The sequence below is a fragment of the Prevotella bivia DSM 20514 genome, from assembly GCF_000262545.1.
GTDB classification, from domain to species: domain Bacteria; phylum Bacteroidota; class Bacteroidia; order Bacteroidales; family Bacteroidaceae; genus Prevotella; species Prevotella bivia.
Window position 1 is genome coordinate 371,998 of sequence record NZ_JH660659.1, and the last position, 21,827, is coordinate 393,824.

Here is a 21,827-nt window from a genome sequence, read left to right on the forward strand (position 1 = left end):
CTTTTGTAGCATAAATATTGCATTATGTAGTGTGGTAAATGCTGTTTACCGCTCAATATCCTGCCTACAGTAGGAATCCCAATGCGAACCTTTTTATTAACCTTTTAACACGCATATATATAAGTATGTGTACACTCATCATTGATAATTACGATTCGTTTACTTACAATCTCTATCATCTTTTACTATCCGCAGCACCCAAAAACGAGCGTTTTGATGTGTTGAAGAACGATGAAATAACGCCTTCTACCTTATTAAAATACCACCGAATAGTGGCTTCTCCGGGTCCCGGAGTGCCAGCAGAAGCTGGTAACTTGCTCCATATTTTTCATACGATAGAAAATAAAGTGCCATATTTTGGTATATGTCTTGGACACCAAGCTTTTGCCGAAGCTTACGGTGCAAAGCTTTATCAGTTGTCTCATCCTATTCATGGTGGCACAACCAAGGTAAATATCAATACGCATTCTCCGCTTTTTAAACAAATGAAGAGCGAGATAACAGTGGCGCGTTATCATTCGTGGGCAGTGGAGAAAGAGAACTTACCCCACGAACTTGAGATGGTTTCAGCTACTAATGACGGTATGATCATGGCTCTACAACACAAGAAATATCCCCTCTTTGGCGTACAATTTCATCCTGAGTCGTTTATGACACCCAACGGATTACAAATGCTTCAAAACTTCTATACTATATGAAAACAATCTCACCACGTGATGCAGCTATACAGATGAATAAGTGTGGAGCTAGCCACACTCCATTCCTTTTTGCCTTCGACTTTGAACTTGAACATGCGCTTTTCATCGAAAATCCACTTGCACAGAGCAATATTCTTTTCCGAACACCACTCGGAGGAAATAAGACAGTTACGAACAAGCAGATTGACACCCAACTGACGGCTACTCCGATAACCTTTGAAGCCTACCAACAACGTTTCGACATTGTAAGCCGAGGTTTACATCGAGGCAATTCCTTTCTCACTAATCTTACTGTTCAAACACCCATATCCTGTAATGCTTCGATGCTAGATATATTCGAAATGTCGAAAGCCCCTTATTGTATCTTTGTTCCTAACCACTTTGTTTGCTTCTCGCCCGAAATCTTCGTGCGTATCGAAGGCAACACCATTTCTACCTATCCTATGAAAGGAACAATAGATGCCTCATTGTCAAATGCCGAAGAAATTATTCTTAATGATCCCAAAGAAACAGCAGAACATGTAACAGTGGTGGACTTGCTTCGCAACGATTTGGGCTTAAACGCAAATAATGTAGAGGTTGCAAGGTTTAGATACATTGAAAAAATAGCTACTCCACAACGTTCTATCCTTCAAGTAAGTAGTGAGATAAGAGGTACTCTTGGTGATAATTGGCAAGCAAACATTGGTGATATTCTTCTTAAAATGCTTCCCGCAGGTTCTGTGTCAGGAGCGCCAAAGGCTGCCACGCTCAATCTCATTCGCGAGGCAGAGCAAGGCGAGAAACGCGGTTTTTATACGGGTGTGTTTGGTTATTACGATGGGGAGGCATTGGATAGTGGTGTGCTCATTCGCTATATAGAAGAGATAGATGGCAAAAACTTCTTTCGCAGTGGCGGAGGTATTACCGTAAACAGCAATTGTCTTTCAGAATATAACGAAATAATAGAAAAGATTTATCTTCCAACAACATGATACAATTCCTAGAAAGTATTCGCCTTGTTGATGGTGTTTTACAACAACTCGACCTCCATCAGCAGCGTGTTAATGGCACACTTGCCACACATTATAAAACTAATATTTTGCTTTCCAGCATTGAAATACCCGCAGCTTACCGTGAAGGTATCTACAAATGTCGTGTCGTTTATGATGAAAAGATACAAGAAGTAGCGTTCCAACCTTATACGCTCAAGCCTCGTAAATGTGTAAAACTTGTGTATGCTAATGATATAGATTATCAATATAAATACGCCGACCGCACGCTCCTTAATAAATTGTGGCACAAAGCCAATACAGATGATATTGTCATCGTTAAGAATGGTTTGCTATCGGATAGTGCCTATGCCAACATCATACTCGAAAACGACAAAGGATTGTTCACTCCTGCTCGTCCTCTTCTTAAAGGAACGATGCGACAAAGCTTATTAAACAAAAACGCAATCCAAGCTAAAGATATAAGTATAGAACAGTTACCCAACTATCAATACCTCCACTTCATCAATGCTATGCAACCCCTCGGATGTCAATCACCTATCAAGGTAAAAGACATACTAAAATAGCAGCAGTAAAGAACTATTTGCAACCCAATATAGTCAACATCTTCTGCTGATGCTTTTCAATATCATCTGCTGACCATTCTTTACCTTCTTCCCGAACCTCATCTGCGATATTATCCTTACATACCTGCATCATGATCATAAGTTTTAATGACGCTACACTTATTTTTGGTATTTTCTGAGAAGAATCTAAATCAACCAACTGTCTGTTATCTATAACTTTACTATCTTTATCCTCCTTTACTGCCCTAAACCGTTTTTCCAAAGCACTAAAGTTATTGACGATATTACGTCTTGTATCATAATTATCAGGCAATTTCTCATATAAAAAATCTATCTTTTGCGCTCCTAGAGCTGTAAGCAATAAAGAAAAACTAATGGTTCTTTGCTGCCCATCAACTATATTATAATTGCCTTCTTTATCAAGATGTAAGATCAGAGTACCTACACGATACACTTCTTTATTTTCATTTTTAGCATTAATTATGTCATCAAGCAATTGTATTATATTCTTTGCTGTCCACTTATAAGGTCGCTGATAGATAGGGATTGATAACTTTATGTTATCAATAGGCTTATTATCACCTTTGTTTGTGATCTTATGTTGTAGCAAAAGATCACCAATATTAGTAATAGCTAGTTGTAAAACGTTACTAGAAGATGTTGCCATATTTTTTAGATTTCTAAAGTTAACCGCTTATAAGCCAAAAGATATTTATTAAGCCTTTCAAAATCACGCTCCTTTAATGGATGGCTTAGCCGAGTTATATCCATATTGTCTTGTAAATCTGCAATTTTTACTTCCTTACCTATTACATTTTTACTAGCACGGGTTATGAAATCATCGTACGTTTCTCCTTCTTGTCGAGTAACAGATAAAACACCATCTGTAATTTCCTTAGAAAAGCCTTGTTCTTCTAAGTAAGATAAAGTTACTTCCGTATCCTCTAACGTGTCATGCAAAAGAGCTACAATCTTAGCAGCATTAGTCTTGCACCTCGCAGCTACTCTGCGTGGGTGAGAAATATAATCAGCACCCGCCTTATCTTTTTGCCCTGCATGAAATCGTTCTGCTATAGCATCTGCCTTTTTTATTAGTCGTGCGTAATCATCCATTTAGTTAGTTTTAAAGGGGTTGGCTTTTTAAAAAGAGTGTATGAAGATTGCCTATCGTTGCAAAGATAGTGCAAATGAATGCAATACAAACTTGTTTGAATATTGCTGAATGCAGCCTATCTTATGCAAAGATATATATTTTAAAGTACTTATGTACTACCCCAACTACTTGTTTTTATTATTCTACTATATATTTTTTTGAATTACGCCGGATTTTAGCTACATCTAAACATACCAAATTTCAAAAACAGAGAAATATAATACGCTGATAGTTTGTTAGTTCAACTAAATAGTTGTACTTTTGCAGTCGCTATTACGAGATAATGGCATTAAATTCAAACCTTTAAAAATAAAAATTAAATGGCAACAAAGATCAGATTGCAACGCGGCGGTCGTAAGAGCTATGCTTTCTACAGCATCGTTATCGCTGATGTTCGCGCACCACGTGATGGTAAATTTACTGAAAAGATTGGTACTTACAATCCTAACACCAATCCTGCTACTGTAGATTTGAATTTCGAACGTGCTCTTTATTGGGTAGAAACTGGCGCACAGCCAACTGATACCGTACGTAACATCCTAAAGGGAGAAGGTGTTTACATGATGAAACACTTGCGCGGTGGTGTTAAGAAGGGTGCTTTTGACGAAGCTACTGCTGAGAAGAAGTTTGATGCTTGGAAGCAAGCTAAGACTGCTGCTATAGAGGCTGTAGAAAAGAAGACTGCAGATGAAAAGAAGGCTGCTGCTGCAAAGAACCTAGAAGAAGAGAAGAAGGTAAACGAAGCTATCGCTAAGAAGGTAGCTGAGAAGAAAGCACAGGCTGCACAAGCTGCTGCTGAAGCTCAGGCTGCAGAAACTGCAACAGAAGAGGCTGCTCCTGCAGAGGAATCAGCTGCTGAGGCTGAAGCATAAGTTTAGCTTTTCGCAAACAACAAATAAAGCTGCAAGCTCGAAAGAGTTTGCAGCTTTATTCGTTTTATCAAATTGATAAAAAGTTTCACCTAAGATATGAAAGCCACATATCTATGGGGCACAGAACGAAGCGTATAAAATGAGTTGAAGATAAAAACGGCTTATTGCTTTATGTTTCAAAGAGTTATGCGTATTGATAGAATATGAGCCTGTAAAACGAAACGTTTGCATTGCTTTAATTTCGGTTTACATTTGAGGCTTGATGAGGCTTATTAAGTTGACGAAAGACTCACATTGCTTTACAGAAGGCTTACATAGAACAATGAGGAGAATAAAGAGGGCAGTAAATCTGCTCTTTTTATTGCGGTCTTAGGAAAAATAAAGTGCTATTTTACTCCATATAATTATTATTTAGTATATTTGCAACGTAAAATAATAGATTATGGCAAAGGTTATACACGTACATTTGATACACGGATTAAAGGATACGAAACGGAAAGACTGGTATTTCAGCAGCATTTCTGCCGTTTACACGGTATTTACGCCTGAACAGGTGGGTGCTACACGTAATTATTTGCTCCATGCAGGGCTTTCTGGAAATGGAACAATCATAACGAAACAGGCTATAATAAAGCAATCTACGCTCATTTCTGGCGGTTCTGGAGCAACGTATAAAAACTGAGGAAAAAGGGACTTAGAACGGCATTAAAACGCCGTTTAAGAGGGTGGTAAAATCGGAGTGGTTTTATCACCCTTTTTACATGTATTTGAGGGCAATTTTCAGGGCTGGTTATGCACGTGGTTATGCAAAGTGGTTATGCATTTTTGTAAAAGTGGTTATGCAAAAATAGGTTTTGATGGGGTATGATACAAGGGGTGGAAAATACTACTTTTTTAATGATATTCGCATTTATGCCACCGATAGCCCCCCCCTAAATGCCACCTGTTTTTGAAACTATACCTTATTAAATAACGCTATATCAAGCACTTTCCTATTTTCAAGGGTGTTAAAGAGGGGGAGAATAGAGAAAAGGGGGAGAAAGGGATGGGACTGGAGGGTTATGGTGTATCTTCTCATTATTCTTTCTCGTGCCAACGTCCTCCCTTGATAACTCTAAAGACGTCTATCCGACGTTCGCAGTGCCTGAAGATTGGGCATTGGCGGCAAGCCTTTCTTTTTCAATAGTTAGTTGGCGGACTTGTTCCTTGAGTTGTCCAATTTCCTCTGCTTGCTCTCTTATCGTGGTATCTTTCTCATGGAGTAGTTTCAGAAAAGGTGCAATAGAAGCATTTGGGTCTTCGAGTTTCTTTTTTTGCCCATCTGAAGATACTTTCTTAATCCACTTCTCATCATCTACACAATAGTCAGGGAGTTCAGAGGCTCGGAAAATGTTATTTCCTCGGCTCATCAATATCCAATCTGGGGAGATATTGTAAAAGTCACACATTATTGCAACCATATCAATACCTACTTTCATTCTCCCATTCAGAATTTCTGAAAACTTCGAAGGCTTTACACCCAAAGATTCTGCCAACGCTGTTTTATTTGGCATTAAATTATTGGATAATATCGCATTAACAGCCCAATGAAACCTTGTGTTAATCTCATCCTTAGATAGTATCCTTTCCCATATTTCCATAATTTCTGAAATTTATTTTGTAATTTTCTGGATAAAAGTTTGGTATATTACAGAATTTCTGTACCTTTGCAACGTGTTCCAATGGAACGTGCGGTCAAAAATACGAAAAATAGCCGAGATTAGCAAATATTAAGTCTTAAAAGTAAGTGAGATTATGGCACGTAAGATTCAAACGACAATGGACGTGAAAAGGACGCTTATGAAAGCGTTCGGAGTAACAGAACGTATGGTTAACAGGGCACTGAGCTTTGACAGCGACAGTGAGCTTGCCCGAAAAATCCGCCATACGGCCAGAATGAAAGGTGGTTGGATAGAGGCTTCTGTACCTGAGGAGGAAATCTTCTATGATGTTACCGAAAATGGAATGAGGCTGATGCGCCAGTATTTTAGCAATGGTGCCGTCTTGGAAGCCAACATGACAACTGGCACGGGGATCATCTTGTTCAAGGGTTCCAAAAGAAAGGATTACAGCAAGGTTTATCTGAGCGAGATTCCTTCTATGCAGGAATACGCAAAGGCTTTATAAGGAGGCGATATGGAGTATTACGACAATAGGCTTTGCATATCATACGGCGAACTTGTAGATGGTGGCATTATGACTGCCTCGAACTACAATAGCCTTACCTATCGAAAGAAGGTAAAGGTGGTTCGGCATGGAGGTGGTGTGAATGGCTGTTGTGCTCTGATTGCCATAGACAGTTTACCGACAAAATACAAGGAGGCTGTAGAGAAGAAGTATCCAGGCGGCGACGAGGTTCGCATCAAGACGTGGGTACTTTCCAATTACGAAATGGATCAGGCAGCCATCGCCTTTTTCCATGACCGCAGCAAAACAGGTATCGACCTTGACGAGAAAAAGAAACGCGAGTACATCATCAATGCCTCGGTACTGAACTGCTGTATCAAGCTCTATGAGCGTGCAAGGGACAGCCAACGTCTGTTCGGTGGCAGATACAACTGGGATATGATGGCGAAGACCATCGAAATCCTGCGCGAGGAACTGGGGCATACACTCCCTGCCAGTACGCTGCGCTTCAGGAAGAAAGTAAACGACTACAAGCGCAATGGAAAAGCCACACTAATTTGACCCACGCTGGCAAAGTATTTTAGACCCAGTAAAACGATTTATTATTGACCCACTAAATGCCCTGGTCGGGTGGGTCATTTTATTTCGCTATTACCTACCAATATTCTTTGCTTTTATCTTTCTAAGACTCTCTCCAGTTAGTTCTATTTGATATGAGCTATGCACGATTCTATCTAGTACAGCATCTGCCACGGTAGGGTCGCCTATTGCATCGTACCAGTTGTCCACAGGAAGTTGAGAAGATATGATAATCGACTTCCTTTCATGCCTATCTTCTATAATATCAAGTAATATAGGACGCTCTTTTGCATCTACAGGTACAAGGAAGGCATCGTCGAGGATTAACAAGCGACATCGCTCTATCTTCTTTAGCTCTGTTTCTAACGTTCCTTTATTCTTGGCGACTTTAAGTATCCCTAGTAATTTTGACATATTAGCATACATCGTTCTAATACCATTTTTACAAGCATGATAGCCTATAGCTGTAGCGATAAAACTTTTACCAGTTCCTGATGAACCAGTAATAAATATATTGCGTCCTTGCTTGATAAAATCAAGTGAGAGTATTCTCTCCATTTTGTTTTGGCTAGGGTTGCGATTGATATTATAATCTATTTGCTCAGGATAGGCTTTATATCTAAACCCTGCTGATTTTATGAGTCTTTCAATAGCAGCTGCGGAACGATAGTCCCATTCTCGAGATAAGAGCCATGATAAAAAGGCATCTGGTGTCATCGTATCTGCAATTGTAGTTGTTAGACTTTCTTCAAAGGCAGTTGCCATACCCGTAAGCCTCATTCTATGCATTAAATCAAGAGATAACTGATTCTTATCCATTTCTTGCACAATAGGTGCTGTCTTATTATTATTTAGTTCCATAGTTGTTTACTTTAATTGTTTGCTATTATTGTTATTATTGGATAATTGCTTTGAGAAATAATCCTTGCCTCGTATGTTCTTATGCGTTTTTGATTTATATTCAGGAGATAGCTCCATATTATCTTCATCCATAGATATATAGGAAGCATCATCACCCTTCTGTAGTATATCCTTTATCTCATTATAGCCATAGCGTCGTCCTTCCGAAGCACAGTTACAAGCTGCTACTAGACGAGCCATGCCATACTTCTTCTCCAGCGACATGATACCACGGCAAGAGCGGAAGGCTTTTGGTGGATATTTCATCTGCGTAGCGACTTCCTTGAGATAAAGCAGAAGGATGTTGTCTATTTGCCCTGCCCGTTGATATATTTCCTCCAAATCCTTTTCAAAGCTACCATGATGACCAGGAAGATTATGTGCATCTTTCTGTGAGTAGGTATAGGGAGTATCATCTCGCTGATGGATGGTAACTAACTTTAACCCATAGTAGATTTGAACATTGTCATTATCGTAAATAAGCTCCATACGTTTGCCGATATACTCTGTTGGAACACTATAACTATGCTTTCTTAGCATAACGAAGCTATTAGCCATGACAGTAGCAGACTTTCTAGACTTCATCTGATAGCGAGCGGTAGGAAGAGGACGAAGAAAATCTTTTTCCATTTCCTCAAATAGTTCTTGGCGGGATTCCTTACGTCCACTCAATCTACGGCTATTAAATGCTTCTAAAGATGTGCGTATAGCAATATTAAGTGATTCTAGATTATGGAAAATTTGCCCTTCAATATCTACATATACCGACCGATACATTAGCTTTACAGCATTCTCAACCAGTGCCTTGTCCTTGGGACGGCGCACCCTAGCTGGATAAACAGCCATGTCATAAAATTCAGCCATAGCAGCGAAGTCGTCATTGATAACAGGCTCATTACGATCACTGCGGATAACGGCTGATTTTAAGTTGTCAGGCACAACAGCCTTGGGTACACCACCAAAGAAATGAAGAGCATTCTCGCAAGCAACGATAAGGTCTTCCTTCTTCTGCGACCACACTGCCTCGCAATAGGTGTAATGACTGCATGGAAGGGTAGCCACAAAAACCTCTACCTTCCGCACCTCACCCGTCTGTTCTTCGACTATCTCTAGTTTATCACCCGCATAATCAATATACATCTGATCGCCAGCAAGGTGCTCTACATGTCCTACGGCTCGTGTTTGACATCTGTAGGCATGGATTGCGTGTTTGAAAGTAGAATACTGGTAACCATTAGGATGAGTTTTGAGATACTCCGTGTGAAGAGATAAGATAGAAACACCCTTCTTGCTAAGCCGTTTCACATAATCAGGAACAAGTGCCTCTAACTCCAACTTACGAGCAGAAGGCGGACGGTTACGAGAATGCCCATCTGAAAACAAGTCCGCTAGCTTATCATCTGAAAGCGACAGAATTTGCTCCATAGACAAGCCACTTTCTTGGAATTTACGGACATACTTGCGGAGGGTGTTACGAGATATATGGAAAGTACTAGAAATACTTCTTATTCCCATACCAGATGCGTAACAGCGCAATAAATTCTTTAATTTTGTCATATAAATAATAGTTTTATGTTTTTAATGCCGACCAGGACAGTAACACAAAACTACAAAATGACCCTAAAAAACTAGCGTTTCAAAGGGTCATTCTTATTTTGGCAAGGTGGGGCTGGTTATTTTAACCTTACTGGGTCTAAAATACTTGCCAGCGTGGGTCAAATTAGTGTGGCTTTTCCATCCTGCCCAGGGACGTCGCCTCGTGCTTTGCAGCGATCATGCGAACGACCTGCTGGAAGTATCCCAGGTGTTCAAGGAGCAGTACAACATCAACCGCAATGACGGCACGGTAGGCAGGCTGTACGGCTTTGACATCTATGAGTTTGCGAACAATCCGCTGTACACCACTGCCGGCAAGAAAAAGGATGTCGGTGCCAGTGCTGCGACCGGTGAGTTCCAGTGCTCTTTCGCCTTCTATGTACCTCGTGTCTTCAAGGCTACGGGTTCTACGAAGATGTACTACAGTGAGGCATCGACGGACCCACAGAACCAGCGTTCACTCATCAACTTCCGCCACTACTTCATCTGCATGCCGAAAAAGACAGATGCCGGTGCAGTGATGATGAGCGGTTACAAGGATCCAAGCATTCCTGAGGGATAAGTATAACCAAAAAAAGCAATACAAATGAAGCTGAAAGTAACAAGCGTATTTCGTGACCGTGACGACCATGTTACGGTGTATGAGCCAGAGATTATTCTGGAAGTGAAGGACAAGGAACGTGCCAAGTCGCTCATTGAGCGCGGGCTGTGCAAGGAATTCAAGGGCAATACAGAACCTGCCTATATCCTCGGAGAGGCACAGGAGGAGGTGAAGCAGACTCCGGAACCCGAAACTGAGCCAGAGGTATCCACCAAAACGGAAGGCGATGAGTAAGCCGATGAAGTATCTTGTAATCCACTGCACCGCCACGCCTGAAGGCCGTGAGGTAAGTTCCAAGGAGATACGCCACTGGCACACCAACCCGGTAAGCAAGGGAGGGCGTGGCTGGAAGCAGGTGGGTTACACGGATATGGTGCACCTCGACGGTCGCGTGGAACGGTTGGTGGACAACAACGAAGACGCCTGCGTCGATCCCTGGGAGGTTACCAACGGTGCCGCAGGCTTCAACAGCATAAGCCGGCACATCGTATATGTAGGTGGCTGCGACAAGGCCATAAAGCCGAAGGATACCCGGACGGCAGCGCAGCGAGAGGCTTTGAAACGCTATGTGCAGGACTTTCACCGCCGCTTCCCCCAGATACGCATCGTGGGACACCATGAGTTGAACCCGGGCAAGGCGTGCCCTTCGTTTGACGTTAGCAAGTGGCTGCGCGAGATAGGAGTTCATAATTCATAATTTACAATTCACAATATACAAGCAATGGCAGACACGATATTACAGATTCTGCAATGGGCAATCCCGTCTGGCGGTATCGGTGCCGCCATTGCGTGGATTGCGAACCGCAAGGCGCGGGAGGCCAAGACCGCCAAGGAGGTGCACGACACCTACAAGACGATGTACGAGGACATCTCGACGCTGCTGGTTGAAACACAGAAGAAATATGAAGAGACCAAAGAACAGATTGAGGCTCTGGGAGTCGAGAACAGCCGGACACGGCGTGCGCTCAACCGCCTCTCCCGCGCTATCGAGGCTATTCAGGTTTGCCCTCATCGCGCTAATTGTCCTGTCAATGGCGAGCTGTCGCTCGACGAAGAGGCTGACGAGGGAAAGCCAAGTCGTGCAAAGCACTCTCGAGGCAAGGGACAGCGAGGCGGTGAGCATCACCGAAACGAGCCAGATGCCCGTGAAGGTGCCGATGTCGACGGTAAGCCTGACACTGAACCTGGACAGTCTTCGCCTGTTGCCCCAAGGGGCGGGCTACACGGCGAGGAAAGGTCAGGCGAGCGTGAAGGTGAGCCACAAGGCGCCGACGGCTGATGAGCCGGAACGGATAGTGATTGAAGCCGGATGCGACAGCCTGGAACTGGTGTGCGCCAGATATGCCAAGACCATCAGCACGCTGAAACGGCAACTCAAAATTGCGAGCGACAGCAAGGCTGAGCATAAGGAGGAGGCGAAGGAAAGTACCGGTAACGGCTTCCTCATGCGGCTCAAGTATTTTTGTGCCGGGCTTCTGTCCGGGATAATCGGAATAGTATTAACCAAGTTTTTTGTCGGCTATACTCGGCAAAACAAGCGAGCTTGATTGCCCTCGTTTGCACGACAATTCACTTTTATAAAACTTAGAAAATGAGCAAGAACAAGAAATTCATCTACGGCATTGCAGCCGTGAAGAAAGGGGCTACTCTGATAGGTTACATCGAAAAAGGTAGCTGGGACTGGGGCGGCGCTAAGCCGGAGAGTGTGGACGTGGAAGCCGAACAGGTTCCCGATGCGCCTGTGCTGACCCTGCTCCAAAAGAACGGACAGGTCAGTCCGACTTTCAACCTCATCCAGTTGGATTACGAGAATCTGAAGAACATTCTCGGCGGTGAGCTGGTGAAGACTGGTGGCAGCGGAAATGAGAAAGTTACAGGCTGGAAGGCTCCTTCCTCCCTTGTGGAATTGAGGGACAAGTGGACCATCGACTTCGTGAGCGGTCAGACGATGACCATTCCCAACGGAACCATTCTGGCCAACCTCGGCGGCAAGCTGACGCTGACCGAAGTTTCGAAGGTAGAATGCCAGCTGAAGGTGAACAAGCCCGAGAATGGCGGTGCTCCTTACGAAATCAATGACACTCTGGGTGAAGGCTGATGGACGAGCAAGTAATCAGGAAAATCCAGAGAGAGGGAGCGGAAGCCTTGCTTGATGCGGGTGTTTCCCTCCCTCTCAAGGATTTAAGGATACCTTTCAAGAAAGAGCCGCTGCGATTTCGGCTGACGATGAAGCGCCCGACGCTGGCCCGACAGATAAAGATTGCGCATGCTTACCTGTCTATGGACACGACGACGGCCGAACTAGAAGCGATGGATTATAAGGAACAGATGCTGTTCCTTGCCCGGCATGGCAAGACCTTGAGCCGTATCATCGCCCTGACGATGGAACGCTGGTGGCTGCCGGTATGGCTGCTGTCATGGCTCGTGCTGCACTCGATGAAGTGGGAGTACCAGAAGGCAGCCTTCAGCCAATTCGTATTGCTGATGGGCACGCAGTCTTTTATACCTATTATCAGATCAGCAGAGATGACGAATCCGATGAAGCTGAGACTGAGCCAAGGAAAGAGGGGGAGTTAAAGAGCCGTTGGGAAGGCTCCCATAGCCCCTTTGGGTTTATATGGCAGATAGCGAGTGCTACAGGATGGAGCGTGGACTATATCCTGAACGGTGTGAACTTCCAGACACTAATCATGATGCTGAGCGATGCTCCCCGCTATGTAGATGACAAGCAAGCCAACGGTAGCACACAAAGTCCTGAAGGTGAAGCCAGCGATATAGTGGCATTTTTTCAAAGCAACTTAAAACACTAGCGAATGAAACCAGTAGAGATAGAGTTTTTGATGCGGGACAACCTGACGGCGGGACTTGAAAAGAGCAAGTTGAGCGTCGAGCAGCTGCTGGGCGCAGCCCGCCGTGCCTCCCTGGTCATCAATACCAAGATTGATGACCAGCGCAAGGTCATTGACGGCGTGAACTCCGACCTGGACAAGATGCAGCGTAAGCTTCAGACTATGAAGCCGGGAACTGGTCAGCAGGAACTGCTCGCAGAAATCAGTGCATGCAAGAAAGTCCTTGCCGAGGAAATAGGCGCACTGCAGCAACTAGAGAAGGAACACCAGCAGGCCAAACAGGGTGTCGCCCAGCTGGAGCAGGAATACCGCAAGATAACCATTTCTGAGGAACAAGCGGCAGCGGCGAACAAGAGCCTTACCGATAAGATAACGGAGCAGAAAGCCGTCGTGAAGCAGGTGGAGACAGACGTGCGCGCCTTGCAGAAGGCTTACGAGAAAGCCGCTCCTGGCAATGCGCAGTCCGCGGCTCTGGCAGAACTGAACGCTGCCAAGAAAGCTCTTGAGGAAGACAAGACCATCCTTGCCGAGCTGACGGCAGAGCAGGAAAAGAACAAGGAAAGCAACAAGCGCCTGTCGCGCCAGCTGCGCGAACTGCAGAACGATATGGCGCGCATGCGTCTGAACGGTGAGCAGAACACCGAGGAGTACCGGCAGATGGCCGAAAAGGCTGCGCAGCTCTCGGACACACTGGGAGACCTGCGTGCCCAGACCAGTATCCTCGCCAATGACGATGCGAACCTTCAGGGCTTCATCTCCGGCGTGAACGGTCTGTCGGGCGCATTCACCACCGCCACGGGCGTGATGTCCCTTTTCGCTTCCGAGAATGAAGACCTGATGAAGGTGCAGGCACGGGTACAGAGCGTCATGGCCATCACCATGGGGCTGCAGCAGCTGTTCAATGCCCTGAACAAGGACAGCGCTTTTCGGCTTGTAACGGTAACAAAAGTCAAAAACCTGCTGACGGCTGCCAACTACCGCCTTGCCACTTCACTGGGTATTTCCAATGCCGCGGCAACGGCACTTATGGCCACGCTGACGCTCGGTCTGTCCGTTGTCATTACCGGACTTATCGTGGCGTGGAACAAGCTGTCCGACGCACAGGAAGAGGCTGCACGGAAAACCCAGGAGCGTATCGAGATTGAATCACAAGGACGGGCAGAGATGATCAAGACCCGCTTTGAGATAGACACCACCCGGGAGAGCCTAAAGAACTTCACCGGTTCCAAGGAAGAGGAGAAGAAGAAGTGTGAGGAGATGAACCGCAAGTACGGCGAGGCTTTCGGCTATTATGACACCGTGGCCCAATGGTACGATGTACTTACCCAGAAAGCCGAGCAGTACATACAGATGCTTTTCCTCCAGGCCAAGGCGCAGGCGCTCGTGAACAAGGCCGTGGAAGCCGATGAGAAAGTAAACAAGCACAAGGCGACCAAACCAGGCAATGCGGAAAGCGATATGGGCTGGTTTGCCCGTATGGGACATTACTGGATGCAGTCAGAGAGCAATGGTATGTACGATGGTCATGCGGCCGTAGAGCGGTATAACAAGGAAGCATACAACAAGCGAACCAAGGAACTGGAGGCAGAACGCGACAGCTATCTCAAACAGGCTGCCGATTTGGAAAAACAGGCTGCATCCATTGGCAAGAGTGCGAATATCGGTGGTCATGCTGCACCAGGCAAGCCTAAAAAAGAAAAAACGAAAAAAGACACCAAGAAAGAGGAAGAACGCATAGCTTCCGAGTTGCTCGCCCTCCAGCAGAAGAACCGCCAGGCAGAGATAGACCTGCTCAAGGAAGGCTCGGAAAAGAAACGCCGACAAATCCAGGAAAACTACAAGAAGGAAATGGAGGAACTCGCCGCCCAGGAAAAGAAATGGCGCGATGCACAAAAGGGGCATCTCTCTGGGGAACAGACCGAAGCACTTGCCTCAGCCCGTACCCTTGCCTCTATGAAGAAAAAGGACGGCGAGAAAGAGATTGCCAGGGAAGAGGCGAAGAAGCAGCTGGAACAGCGCAGGGAGGAGATGCAGGCGATGAGCGAATATCTGAGGGAATACGGTTCGTTCCAGCAGAAGAAGCTGGCTATCGCCAAGGAGACAGCGCAGAAGATAGCCGAGGTGGACGCTTCCGAAGTGAGCGACAGTACGAAGAAGTGGAAGAAAGCCCAACTCCGCAAGGAACAGCAGCAACGCGAGGCTAGCATATCGTTCGAGGAAATCAGCCGTGGTATCGACTGGAATGCGCTCTTCAGCGGCGTGGGCAACCTGACCAAGGAGATGATAACACCGATGATGGAACAGCTGCGCGCATACGTCGAGACGGAGGAATACAGGAACGCCGATGCCCAGACACAGCAGAAGGTAACGGATCTGATACAGGAGATGCGCCAGTATGTCGGTACCGACCAGAGTGTGACATGGCAGAAGCTGGACGAGGCTATCAAGCAGTTCACGGACAGCGTAGCCGCCTACGACCGCGCCGTGAAGGCAGAGGAAGCCGCCGTGAAGACAAGGGATGACGGCAAGAAGAAACTCGCCTCAGGAGAGATTACGGAAGAGCAGTACAGGGAACTTGAGACCAAGGCGCAGGAACTGGGCGATGCCACAGCCCAGGCACATGAGAGTATGGAGGACTTCGGTGCGGCACTGAACCAGACCTCCGATGAGGTGGCGAATTTCACGAGCGGACTGACAACAGCATTAAGCAATGCCAAGGCCTGGCAGGGCGTGGAGGGTTTTGGCGGCATTCAGCAGTCCGTGGGGCAGATAGACCAGCTGAAAGGAACGCTGGATTCCATACTTCCGCAGATGGGGGAAGGCATGGCGAAGACGATAGGCACCACGCTGTCAGAAACGATGGGCAGTGCGCTGGGGAGTATCGGCGGAAGCCTGTCGGACGTGTTGTCAAGCGGGCTTGGCGGTATCATCGGTATCGTGGCCCAGATACCCAAACTGATACTCGACATGGTACACGGCATCAAGAACTTCGTGACGGGCATCCTTGATGCCATTACGGAATTCATCTCCCTCAGATGGATTGATGACCTCGTGGTGGGCATATTGGACGCCATCGGCAACCTGATAGATGCCATTTTCGACCTGCCGGAGAATCTGTTCAAGGTATTGGAAAGCATTATCGTGAACGGCATAGGCGGTCTGCTTGACACTGTACTGGGGCGTATCGGCAATATCCTGTCCTTCGGGATCTTGAGTTCCAAGGGACCGAGCGACTGGTTCACCAATTCCAACGAGAAGGAAGTCGCGGAGGCCATCGACCGGCTGACCAAGCGGAACGAGTTGCTCGAGCAGGCCATCGAAGACCTGACCGATGAGATGAAGACTGCTCGGGGAGCCATCGCCATCCGCATATCTGATGATGCGGAGAAACTGCAACGCGAGACAATCGACAACTACAAGGGCATTGCCCAGGAACAGGCTGGTTACCATTCCGCGCACCACAGTTTCAACTACTACTGGCGCGGTTACAGTCAGGAACAGATAGACCGCCTGAGTGCCCAGATGGGCAGGAAGTGGAACGGGGACATCTGGAACCTCAGCCCAGAGGAAATGAAGATGCTGCGCTCCAATGTGGATATGTGGAAGATGTTGCAGGATACCGGTAAGGGCGGCTACGGCGGTCGGGTGGCCGAGAAACTGGACAAGTATATCGAGCAGGCAGGCAAGCTGAAGGAGATTACGGATGCCCTCTATGAAAACTTGACCACCACGACCAAGGACAAAGTCTTTGATGACTTCCTCAACTCTCTATACTCTCTTGCCGACGGTTCGGAAAAGGTTTTTGATGAGATTGCTGATAACTGGCAAATCATGGTAAACAAGATGGCTGTCAACAACATTGTTGGTTCTAAGTTTCAAAAGAATCTTGAAACGTGGTATGAGAACCTTGCTAAAATCAACAAGTCACGTGTAACAGGTGAAGTGACAGATGCTGAGTATCGTCAACGCCTTGAGACCTTGAAGCATGAGTATGACGAGTATGTTAAAAGCGCACAGAGCGATATTGAACAACTCAGACAAGTTGGTGTAATCAAGGAAACAGAAAAAGGCGGTACAACACAGCAGGGGCAGAATGGTGCATTCATGGCTATGAGTCAAGATCAGGCAACAAAGCTTGAAGGCTTATTCGTTAGTGGTCAGATACATTGGGCAAACATTGATGATCATGTTGAAGATGTAGCAGCAAAAATGAATGCAGCACAGGAACATCTCCGAAAGATAGAAGAGAATACTGGCAGTAGTGCAGCCTCCTTGAAGGTAATAGGCGATGATATTAAAAAGATAATTCGTGACGGTGTAAAAGTAAAGTAACATGACAAAGATATTAGAAGGGCAGGTGCTTATTAATGGTACCGACATATGGAAAGAATATGGCGTGTTCCTCACCGAAGAAAAAAGAGGTGGCAGAGAGAATCTCAATGCTATTCTTACCCCAAGTAAGGCAAAGGATCATGTGGGAGTAGATATTCGTGAGCATAATGGAAAAAAATATTCTCAAGTACTTACACCTGCTAATGCAGAGCGTGATATAACACTAAATTTTGCACTATATGCTCCTACACGTGAGGTATGGCTGCAGAAGTATATGGCATTCATTTGTTTCCTAAAAGCAGGCGAGAATGGTTGGCTAACAATAGTATTTCGAGAACTCAACCTTACCCTTAAAGTATTCTATCTTGATAGCACGTCCTATCGTTCTCTTACCTACCTTTGGCAGGAGGGTGTTCAGGCAAGTAGTTTCAAGGTGAAGTTCAGAGAACCAAATCCAATTTTATAACAAGATTCTAACACTATTTAAATATGCTTCTAACACTGTTTGATAGTAACAGACAAGTAAAAGCTACATTCGAACCATCAGAAAGTAGCACACAGGATAAGGAAATTCAAGGTGACAATCTTTTGAAACTTTCCTTTACATTATATGAGTGTATCTCCATAGACGTAAATGATTATCTCGACTATGAAGGTGAACGTTATTGGGCTACTGAAAAATATGTCCCATCCCAGAAGAGTACTATGGAGTGGGAATATAGTTTTCAGATGAAAGGCATAGAGAGCCTTATTACTCGTTTTCTGGTCCTCAATAATACCGATGGCGAGAATGAAGCTGTGTTCTCCCTGACGGCTCGACCGATTGACCATATGCGTCTCATAGTTAAGAATATCAACGAGGGTATGGATGGGCTCACAAATTTTAAGGTTGGTATTGTTGAGGGAACGGAGAACATTACGATAGAATACACTGGTAAGTATTGTAATGATGGACTGAAGGAACTTGCTGATGCAGTACATACTGAATGGTGGTTTGATGGGCAGACTGTGAACTTATGTCGATGTGAACATGGTGAGGAACTTACCTTAGGTTATGATAAAGGACTTGTGTCTCTTGAGCGTGATATAGCAGATGGTGCTAAGTTCTATACAAGACTATTCCCTATAGGAAGTTCACGCAATATTGACAGTACAAAGTATGGACATAGTCGTCTAATGTTACCTAATGGTGAAAAGTATGTCGATGTGAATGTTGAGAAATACGGTATTATTCATCATTATGAGCAAACTGCTTTTGCAAATATTTATCCTCGTCGTGTTGGCGTAGTGAGTAGTGTACGTCAGAAAGAAGTAAAAGACAATGATGGCAAACCATTTACCATCTACTATTTCAAAGACTCAGAGCTGAATTTCGACCCTAATAAGTATGAAATTGCAAACTTGGTAAAGCGTGTTTCATTTCAAGAAGGAAGTGAACTTGCAGGCTTAGGAACTGATGCAGACCATTATTTTGAGGTAAATTTCAATAGTGAGACCAAAGAGTTTGAAATTATCACGATATGGCCATATAATGATGGAACACAATTACCTGGAGGAGTGCTGGTGCCAAAAATCGGTGATAAGTATATCCTATGGAACCTAAGAATGCCAGACGAGTATTACTCATTGGCAGAGCAGGAGTTGCGTGAGGCTGTAGAGAAGTATAATCAGAGGAATGCCCTTGATGTATCTCGCTATAAAGCACCGACAGATCATGTATGGATAGAAGACAATCATGTTGACTTATTTGTTGGACGTCGTATCCGCTTAGAGAGTTCTGAATATTTTCCTAAGACTGGTTATCGGAAAAGTCGTATTACTCGTATCAGTCGAGAACTGAATCTGCCAGGAAAGATGAATATTGAAATCAGTGATGCACTCTCTACAGGTGTGATGACAAAGGTAAGTGAATCTATAACTGAGGTGAGGAACTACACTGGAGCCTTAGTTGGTGCATTGAATGTTCCAGACTTAATACAGAGTGGAGATACAACTAAACCTGCAGATACGAATATCTACAGTGCTCGTCGTACTCATAAAGAGTTTCTTTCTAAGACAGCTGAAGATGTCGCAACAAAACTTATAACCTTCCTTGAGGGTATAGGTCTTGGAAGCAACGGACAGTTCCATATTGATGAGAATGGAGTTGCTTTACTCTCTAAGATTCTAATTGGTAATTTTGTTAAAGGTTCTTCAGGCGCAGGTATCTACGCAGATGAGCAAGGTAACTACCATATTGAAGGTGATTACCTACATGTGCGTAAGCAGTTGACGGCAGAAGAGGTACAGCTGATGAAGTCGACACATATCAATGGTAAGGTAATCAACTCTCCTGGCAGCTTCACCATTTCCAAGATTGAGAAGATAGACGGTGGCTGGAGGTGTTACTTCACCCAGCAGGATGGTGACGGACGGATGGTCAGCAATACCATGGGAATGGACGATTACGCTTATTGTGAGACGTTCAACTTAGTTAATCAGCAAGGTAAGTTGTCAAATCACTATTGGCATCGACGTGTCTTCGGGCTCGGTACTGATTATGTGGACATCTGTGGTAATACAAACGCTGACGATTACGCAAGTGGTAGCGATGAGCCTAAGGTAGGCGATGAAGTATCGACTCTCGGTAATAAGACTAATCCAGCACGTCAGCACGCAATTATTCAGGCGGCTGCAGGGACAGGCTCACCTTACTATCGTATGTATATCGGCATCAACTCTTTCTCAATGCCTAAACCAAAGATTCAGATGAGTCCGACTGAAGGCTCTTGGTGGATGGTTACTGACGAACACGGCAACGATATGCCGATGGAGGAGTACATAGCCTCTTTGAAATCACAACTTAACGCTGTGCAGGATCAGGCAGACAAGCAAATCGTAATATGGTTCGGTGATGCTGTGCCGACAGCCTCAACAGAGCCTGCCAGTGAGTGGAAGGACGAAGCGACAAAGGAGATGCACTTGCATGACATCTATTATAATAGAAGTTACGCAGAGACAGGTGGCGGTCGAGCGTATTCATTTGAGAAGAATCCTAGCAACACATATTCTTGGAAAGAAATAACCGACGCTGACGTGTTGAAGTCTCTCGAAGCTGCACAGAGAGCACAGGACACAGCCGACGGAAAGCGTAGAATGTTCGTACATGAGCAGCCTGTGCCACCTTATGACAAAGGTGATCAGTGGTCGAATGCTACATATGAAGATAAATACAAGAACGATTTACTTGTTTGTGTACGTTCAAAGGCAACAGGTGAAGAATTTGACATTGACGATTGGGCTGCATCGCAACACTATACTACGAAGCAGTTTGAAGCAGAATTTAATGTGGGCGGTAAGAGTATCTCCGCAATAGTACGTGACCTACGTACAGGATTGGAGACTGTCGGTTTTCATATAGATGGAGAAAATAGTACCTTTGATATCTTGGCTGACCGATTTAAGGTTGTTAGCACAACTGGCAAGGTTGCTTTCTTTACTACTGACGGCAAACTGAATGCTGATTTTATAGATGCTAAGCAAATATTAACAGATGCCTTACGTGCAGGAGATATTGACGCTAAAAGTGCTAAGATAAGGAATCTCGTAGTAGAAGGAGATAGTGTTTTTAAGGGTAACCTTGATGGTGTAAGTGGATCATTCCGAACTCTGACCTGTTTCAATAAGAATGGGTTATCCTCTGGTAGAATTACTTTTGCTAAAGATAAGGTCGGCTTATCGATAGAGGGTGATATCTTTCTTAAATTACCAAGAACAAGATTATCGAGAAGATTTAAAAACACCCTATATGCAGACGATATAGTTACACTCGGGTGTTTTAGTCATTTCAAAAAAATAGTCGCTGTTGTCACAAATAGAACTATGGTTGTATATTATTCAAGAGGGAGTAGTACAGAACCAATCGAATTGGAAAAATCACCTCTCGCATATGGTAGGGATACATATTTAATCCCTTTATGTTGGGGTACCATAGATTTTCCAGCCCCAAAAGAAGTAGAGAATACTATAGTTGCAATAGATGTTGTTGTCTTTAATTGCGATGGAAATTATTCTTATAGTTTTAGTAACCTTGAAGCTGGTAAGGAATGGACTGTGATAAATGGGAATAATAAGCAATCAATCTATGTTAATGATATTGGTGGTATGTACCGCCTTGAAGGAGGTGTTACATGTAAGTATGTCTATGTATACCCTGAATGGATAAGATCACGTAATGTAAATGAACTTGCTCCAGGCGTGTTTCGTTCTGGTAGCGCAGACTTGAATTGGACATGAAGCGAATTTGCATACATATTACAGAGGCGCACAGAGCCAAAGATAACCGCTTTGCGCAGGTCACTGTTCAAAGAATTGAAGATGCTACGGGTGAGGGGTTTGCTTCTGCTCACTCAAAGCTATTACAAGATTTCATCTGTCATGCGCTATCTCTTGCGCACGGTGTTGAGATAGAGGGTAACAATGGATTTACATACACCTTTCCTTTTAAGCTATCATAATTATGGAGTTGGTAAAACAGTTACTTG

At 44.7% G+C, this 21,827-nt stretch carries 23 protein-coding genes and 1 pseudogene; 19 read left to right on the forward strand and 5 right to left on the reverse strand.

Translation table 11 applies throughout. The features are described 5' to 3' along the window. The first annotated feature begins 125 nt into the window (after positions 1 to 125). From PREBIDRAFT_RS02245 to PREBIDRAFT_RS02255, 3 genes are read left to right on the forward strand one after another with little or no spacing between them, the layout of a single operon-like run. A complete protein-coding gene (locus tag PREBIDRAFT_RS02245) occupies positions 126 to 698 on the forward strand; it encodes an anthranilate synthase component II (protein WP_004337001.1) in 573 nt (190 codons plus the stop codon). After that, positions 695 to 1,672: an aminodeoxychorismate synthase component I gene (locus PREBIDRAFT_RS02250; protein ID WP_004337002.1), complete on the forward strand. Its 978-nt coding sequence runs from the start codon at positions 695 to 697 to the stop codon at positions 1,670 to 1,672. The genes PREBIDRAFT_RS02245 and PREBIDRAFT_RS02250 overlap by 4 nt, the downstream gene beginning before the upstream one ends. Beyond that, positions 1,669 to 2,256 carry an aminotransferase class IV gene (locus tag PREBIDRAFT_RS02255; RefSeq protein WP_004337003.1) on the forward strand — a complete coding sequence of 196 codons (588 nt, stop codon included), beginning with the start codon at positions 1,669 to 1,671 and terminating at the stop codon, positions 2,254 to 2,256. Before PREBIDRAFT_RS02250 ends, PREBIDRAFT_RS02255 begins: the two co-directional genes overlap by 4 nt. Before the next feature lie 13 nt (positions 2,257 to 2,269). Here the strand turns inward: PREBIDRAFT_RS02255 and PREBIDRAFT_RS02260 are convergent, their stop codons facing one another. Together PREBIDRAFT_RS02260 and PREBIDRAFT_RS02265 are read right to left on the reverse strand one after the other, a co-directional pair. Further along, positions 2,270 to 2,923 (reverse strand): DUF262 domain-containing protein, encoded by a 654-nt coding sequence (locus PREBIDRAFT_RS02260; protein WP_004337004.1) that lies wholly within the window; start codon positions 2,921 to 2,923, stop codon positions 2,270 to 2,272. Positions 2,924 to 2,928: 5 nt separating this feature from the next. After that, complete coding sequence (locus PREBIDRAFT_RS02265; protein WP_004337006.1) at positions 2,929 to 3,369, reverse strand: HD domain-containing protein; 441 nt, start codon at positions 3,367 to 3,369, stop codon at positions 2,929 to 2,931. A gap of 360 nt (positions 3,370 to 3,729) precedes the next feature. Here PREBIDRAFT_RS02265 and PREBIDRAFT_RS02270 point away from each other — a divergent pair, with 360 nt between their 5' ends. Together PREBIDRAFT_RS02270 and PREBIDRAFT_RS02275 are read left to right on the forward strand one after the other, a co-directional pair. Further along, positions 3,730 to 4,281, forward strand: a complete 552-nt coding sequence (locus tag PREBIDRAFT_RS02270; RefSeq protein WP_004337008.1) for a 30S ribosomal protein S16 — start codon at positions 3,730 to 3,732, stop codon at positions 4,279 to 4,281. A gap of 442 nt (positions 4,282 to 4,723) precedes the next feature. Beyond that, a complete protein-coding gene (locus tag PREBIDRAFT_RS02275) occupies positions 4,724 to 4,963 on the forward strand; it encodes a hypothetical protein (RefSeq protein WP_004337010.1) in 240 nt (79 codons plus the stop codon). A gap of 442 nt (positions 4,964 to 5,405) precedes the next feature. Here the strand turns inward: PREBIDRAFT_RS02275 and PREBIDRAFT_RS02280 are convergent, their stop codons facing one another. After that, positions 5,406 to 5,834 (reverse strand): helix-turn-helix domain-containing protein, encoded by a 429-nt coding sequence (locus PREBIDRAFT_RS02280; protein ID WP_238295900.1) that lies wholly within the window; start codon positions 5,832 to 5,834, stop codon positions 5,406 to 5,408. A 241-nt stretch (positions 5,835 to 6,075) separates the two neighbouring features. On the opposite strand from PREBIDRAFT_RS02280, the gene PREBIDRAFT_RS02285 reads away from it, so the two are divergent. Both PREBIDRAFT_RS02285 and PREBIDRAFT_RS02290 read left to right on the forward strand, forming a co-directional pair. Beyond that, the gene (locus tag PREBIDRAFT_RS02285; protein WP_004339081.1) at positions 6,076 to 6,447 is read left to right on the forward strand and encodes a hypothetical protein; all 372 of its coding nucleotides are present in this window, start codon (positions 6,076 to 6,078) and stop codon (positions 6,445 to 6,447) included. A 9-nt stretch (positions 6,448 to 6,456) separates the two neighbouring features. After that, a complete protein-coding gene (locus PREBIDRAFT_RS02290) occupies positions 6,457 to 7,008 on the forward strand; it encodes a hypothetical protein (RefSeq protein ID WP_004339082.1) in 552 nt (183 codons plus the stop codon). A 90-nt stretch (positions 7,009 to 7,098) separates the two neighbouring features. Here the strand turns inward: PREBIDRAFT_RS02290 and istB are convergent, their stop codons facing one another. Further along, positions 7,099 to 7,887: an IS21-like element helper ATPase IstB gene (istB, locus tag PREBIDRAFT_RS02295; protein ID WP_004339083.1), complete on the reverse strand. Its 789-nt coding sequence runs from the start codon at positions 7,885 to 7,887 to the stop codon at positions 7,099 to 7,101. 6 nt (positions 7,888 to 7,893) lie between these two features. Further along, positions 7,894 to 9,483: an IS21 family transposase gene (istA, locus tag PREBIDRAFT_RS02300; RefSeq protein WP_004337046.1), complete on the reverse strand. Its 1,590-nt coding sequence runs from the start codon at positions 9,481 to 9,483 to the stop codon at positions 7,894 to 7,896. A gap of 181 nt (positions 9,484 to 9,664) precedes the next feature. Here istA and PREBIDRAFT_RS02305 point away from each other — a divergent pair. From PREBIDRAFT_RS02305 to PREBIDRAFT_RS02355, 12 genes and pseudogenes are all read left to right on the forward strand, one after another. Then, a pseudogene (locus PREBIDRAFT_RS02305) lies at positions 9,665 to 10,084 on the forward strand (hypothetical protein); the annotation flags it as partial. A gap of 24 nt (positions 10,085 to 10,108) precedes the next feature. Next, a complete protein-coding gene (locus tag PREBIDRAFT_RS02310; protein WP_004339084.1) occupies positions 10,109 to 10,357 on the forward strand; it encodes a hypothetical protein in 249 nt (82 codons plus the stop codon). Further along, entirely contained in the window at positions 10,350 to 10,820 is a 471-nt protein-coding gene (locus tag PREBIDRAFT_RS02315) for an N-acetylmuramoyl-L-alanine amidase (RefSeq protein ID WP_004339085.1), read from the forward strand. The genes PREBIDRAFT_RS02310 and PREBIDRAFT_RS02315 overlap by 8 nt, the downstream gene beginning before the upstream one ends. A gap of 24 nt (positions 10,821 to 10,844) precedes the next feature. Continuing rightward, a complete protein-coding gene (locus PREBIDRAFT_RS02320; protein ID WP_004336166.1) occupies positions 10,845 to 11,402 on the forward strand; it encodes a hypothetical protein in 558 nt (185 codons plus the stop codon). A 16-nt stretch (positions 11,403 to 11,418) separates the two neighbouring features. Then, positions 11,419 to 11,670: a hypothetical protein gene (locus tag PREBIDRAFT_RS10910; protein WP_230583412.1), complete on the forward strand. Its 252-nt coding sequence runs from the start codon at positions 11,419 to 11,421 to the stop codon at positions 11,668 to 11,670. A gap of 44 nt (positions 11,671 to 11,714) precedes the next feature. Then, on the forward strand, positions 11,715 to 12,221 hold the full coding sequence (locus PREBIDRAFT_RS02325) for a hypothetical protein (RefSeq protein WP_004336164.1): 507 nt from the start codon (positions 11,715 to 11,717) through the stop codon (positions 12,219 to 12,221). Next, entirely contained in the window at positions 12,221 to 12,700 is a 480-nt protein-coding gene (locus tag PREBIDRAFT_RS02330) for a hypothetical protein (RefSeq protein WP_004339086.1), read from the forward strand. The genes PREBIDRAFT_RS02325 and PREBIDRAFT_RS02330 overlap by 1 nt, the downstream gene beginning before the upstream one ends. A 38-nt stretch (positions 12,701 to 12,738) precedes the next feature. After that, entirely contained in the window at positions 12,739 to 12,933 is a 195-nt protein-coding gene (locus tag PREBIDRAFT_RS02335) for a hypothetical protein (RefSeq protein WP_004339087.1), read from the forward strand. Positions 12,934 to 12,936: 3 nt separating this feature from the next. Then, positions 12,937 to 17,304 carry a hypothetical protein gene (locus PREBIDRAFT_RS02340; protein WP_004339088.1) on the forward strand — a complete coding sequence of 1,456 codons (4,368 nt, stop codon included), beginning with the start codon at positions 12,937 to 12,939 and terminating at the stop codon, positions 17,302 to 17,304. Position 17,305: 1 nt separating this feature from the next. Continuing rightward, on the forward strand, positions 17,306 to 17,770 hold the full coding sequence (locus tag PREBIDRAFT_RS02345) for a hypothetical protein (RefSeq protein WP_004336477.1): 465 nt from the start codon (positions 17,306 to 17,308) through the stop codon (positions 17,768 to 17,770). A gap of 23 nt (positions 17,771 to 17,793) precedes the next feature. Further along, positions 17,794 to 21,579 (forward strand): hypothetical protein, encoded by a 3,786-nt coding sequence (locus tag PREBIDRAFT_RS11665; protein WP_004339089.1) that lies wholly within the window; start codon positions 17,794 to 17,796, stop codon positions 21,577 to 21,579. After that, entirely contained in the window at positions 21,576 to 21,800 is a 225-nt protein-coding gene (locus PREBIDRAFT_RS02355; RefSeq protein ID WP_004335984.1) for a hypothetical protein, read from the forward strand. Before PREBIDRAFT_RS11665 ends, PREBIDRAFT_RS02355 begins: the two co-directional genes overlap by 4 nt. Positions 21,801 to 21,827 lie beyond the last annotated feature (27 nt).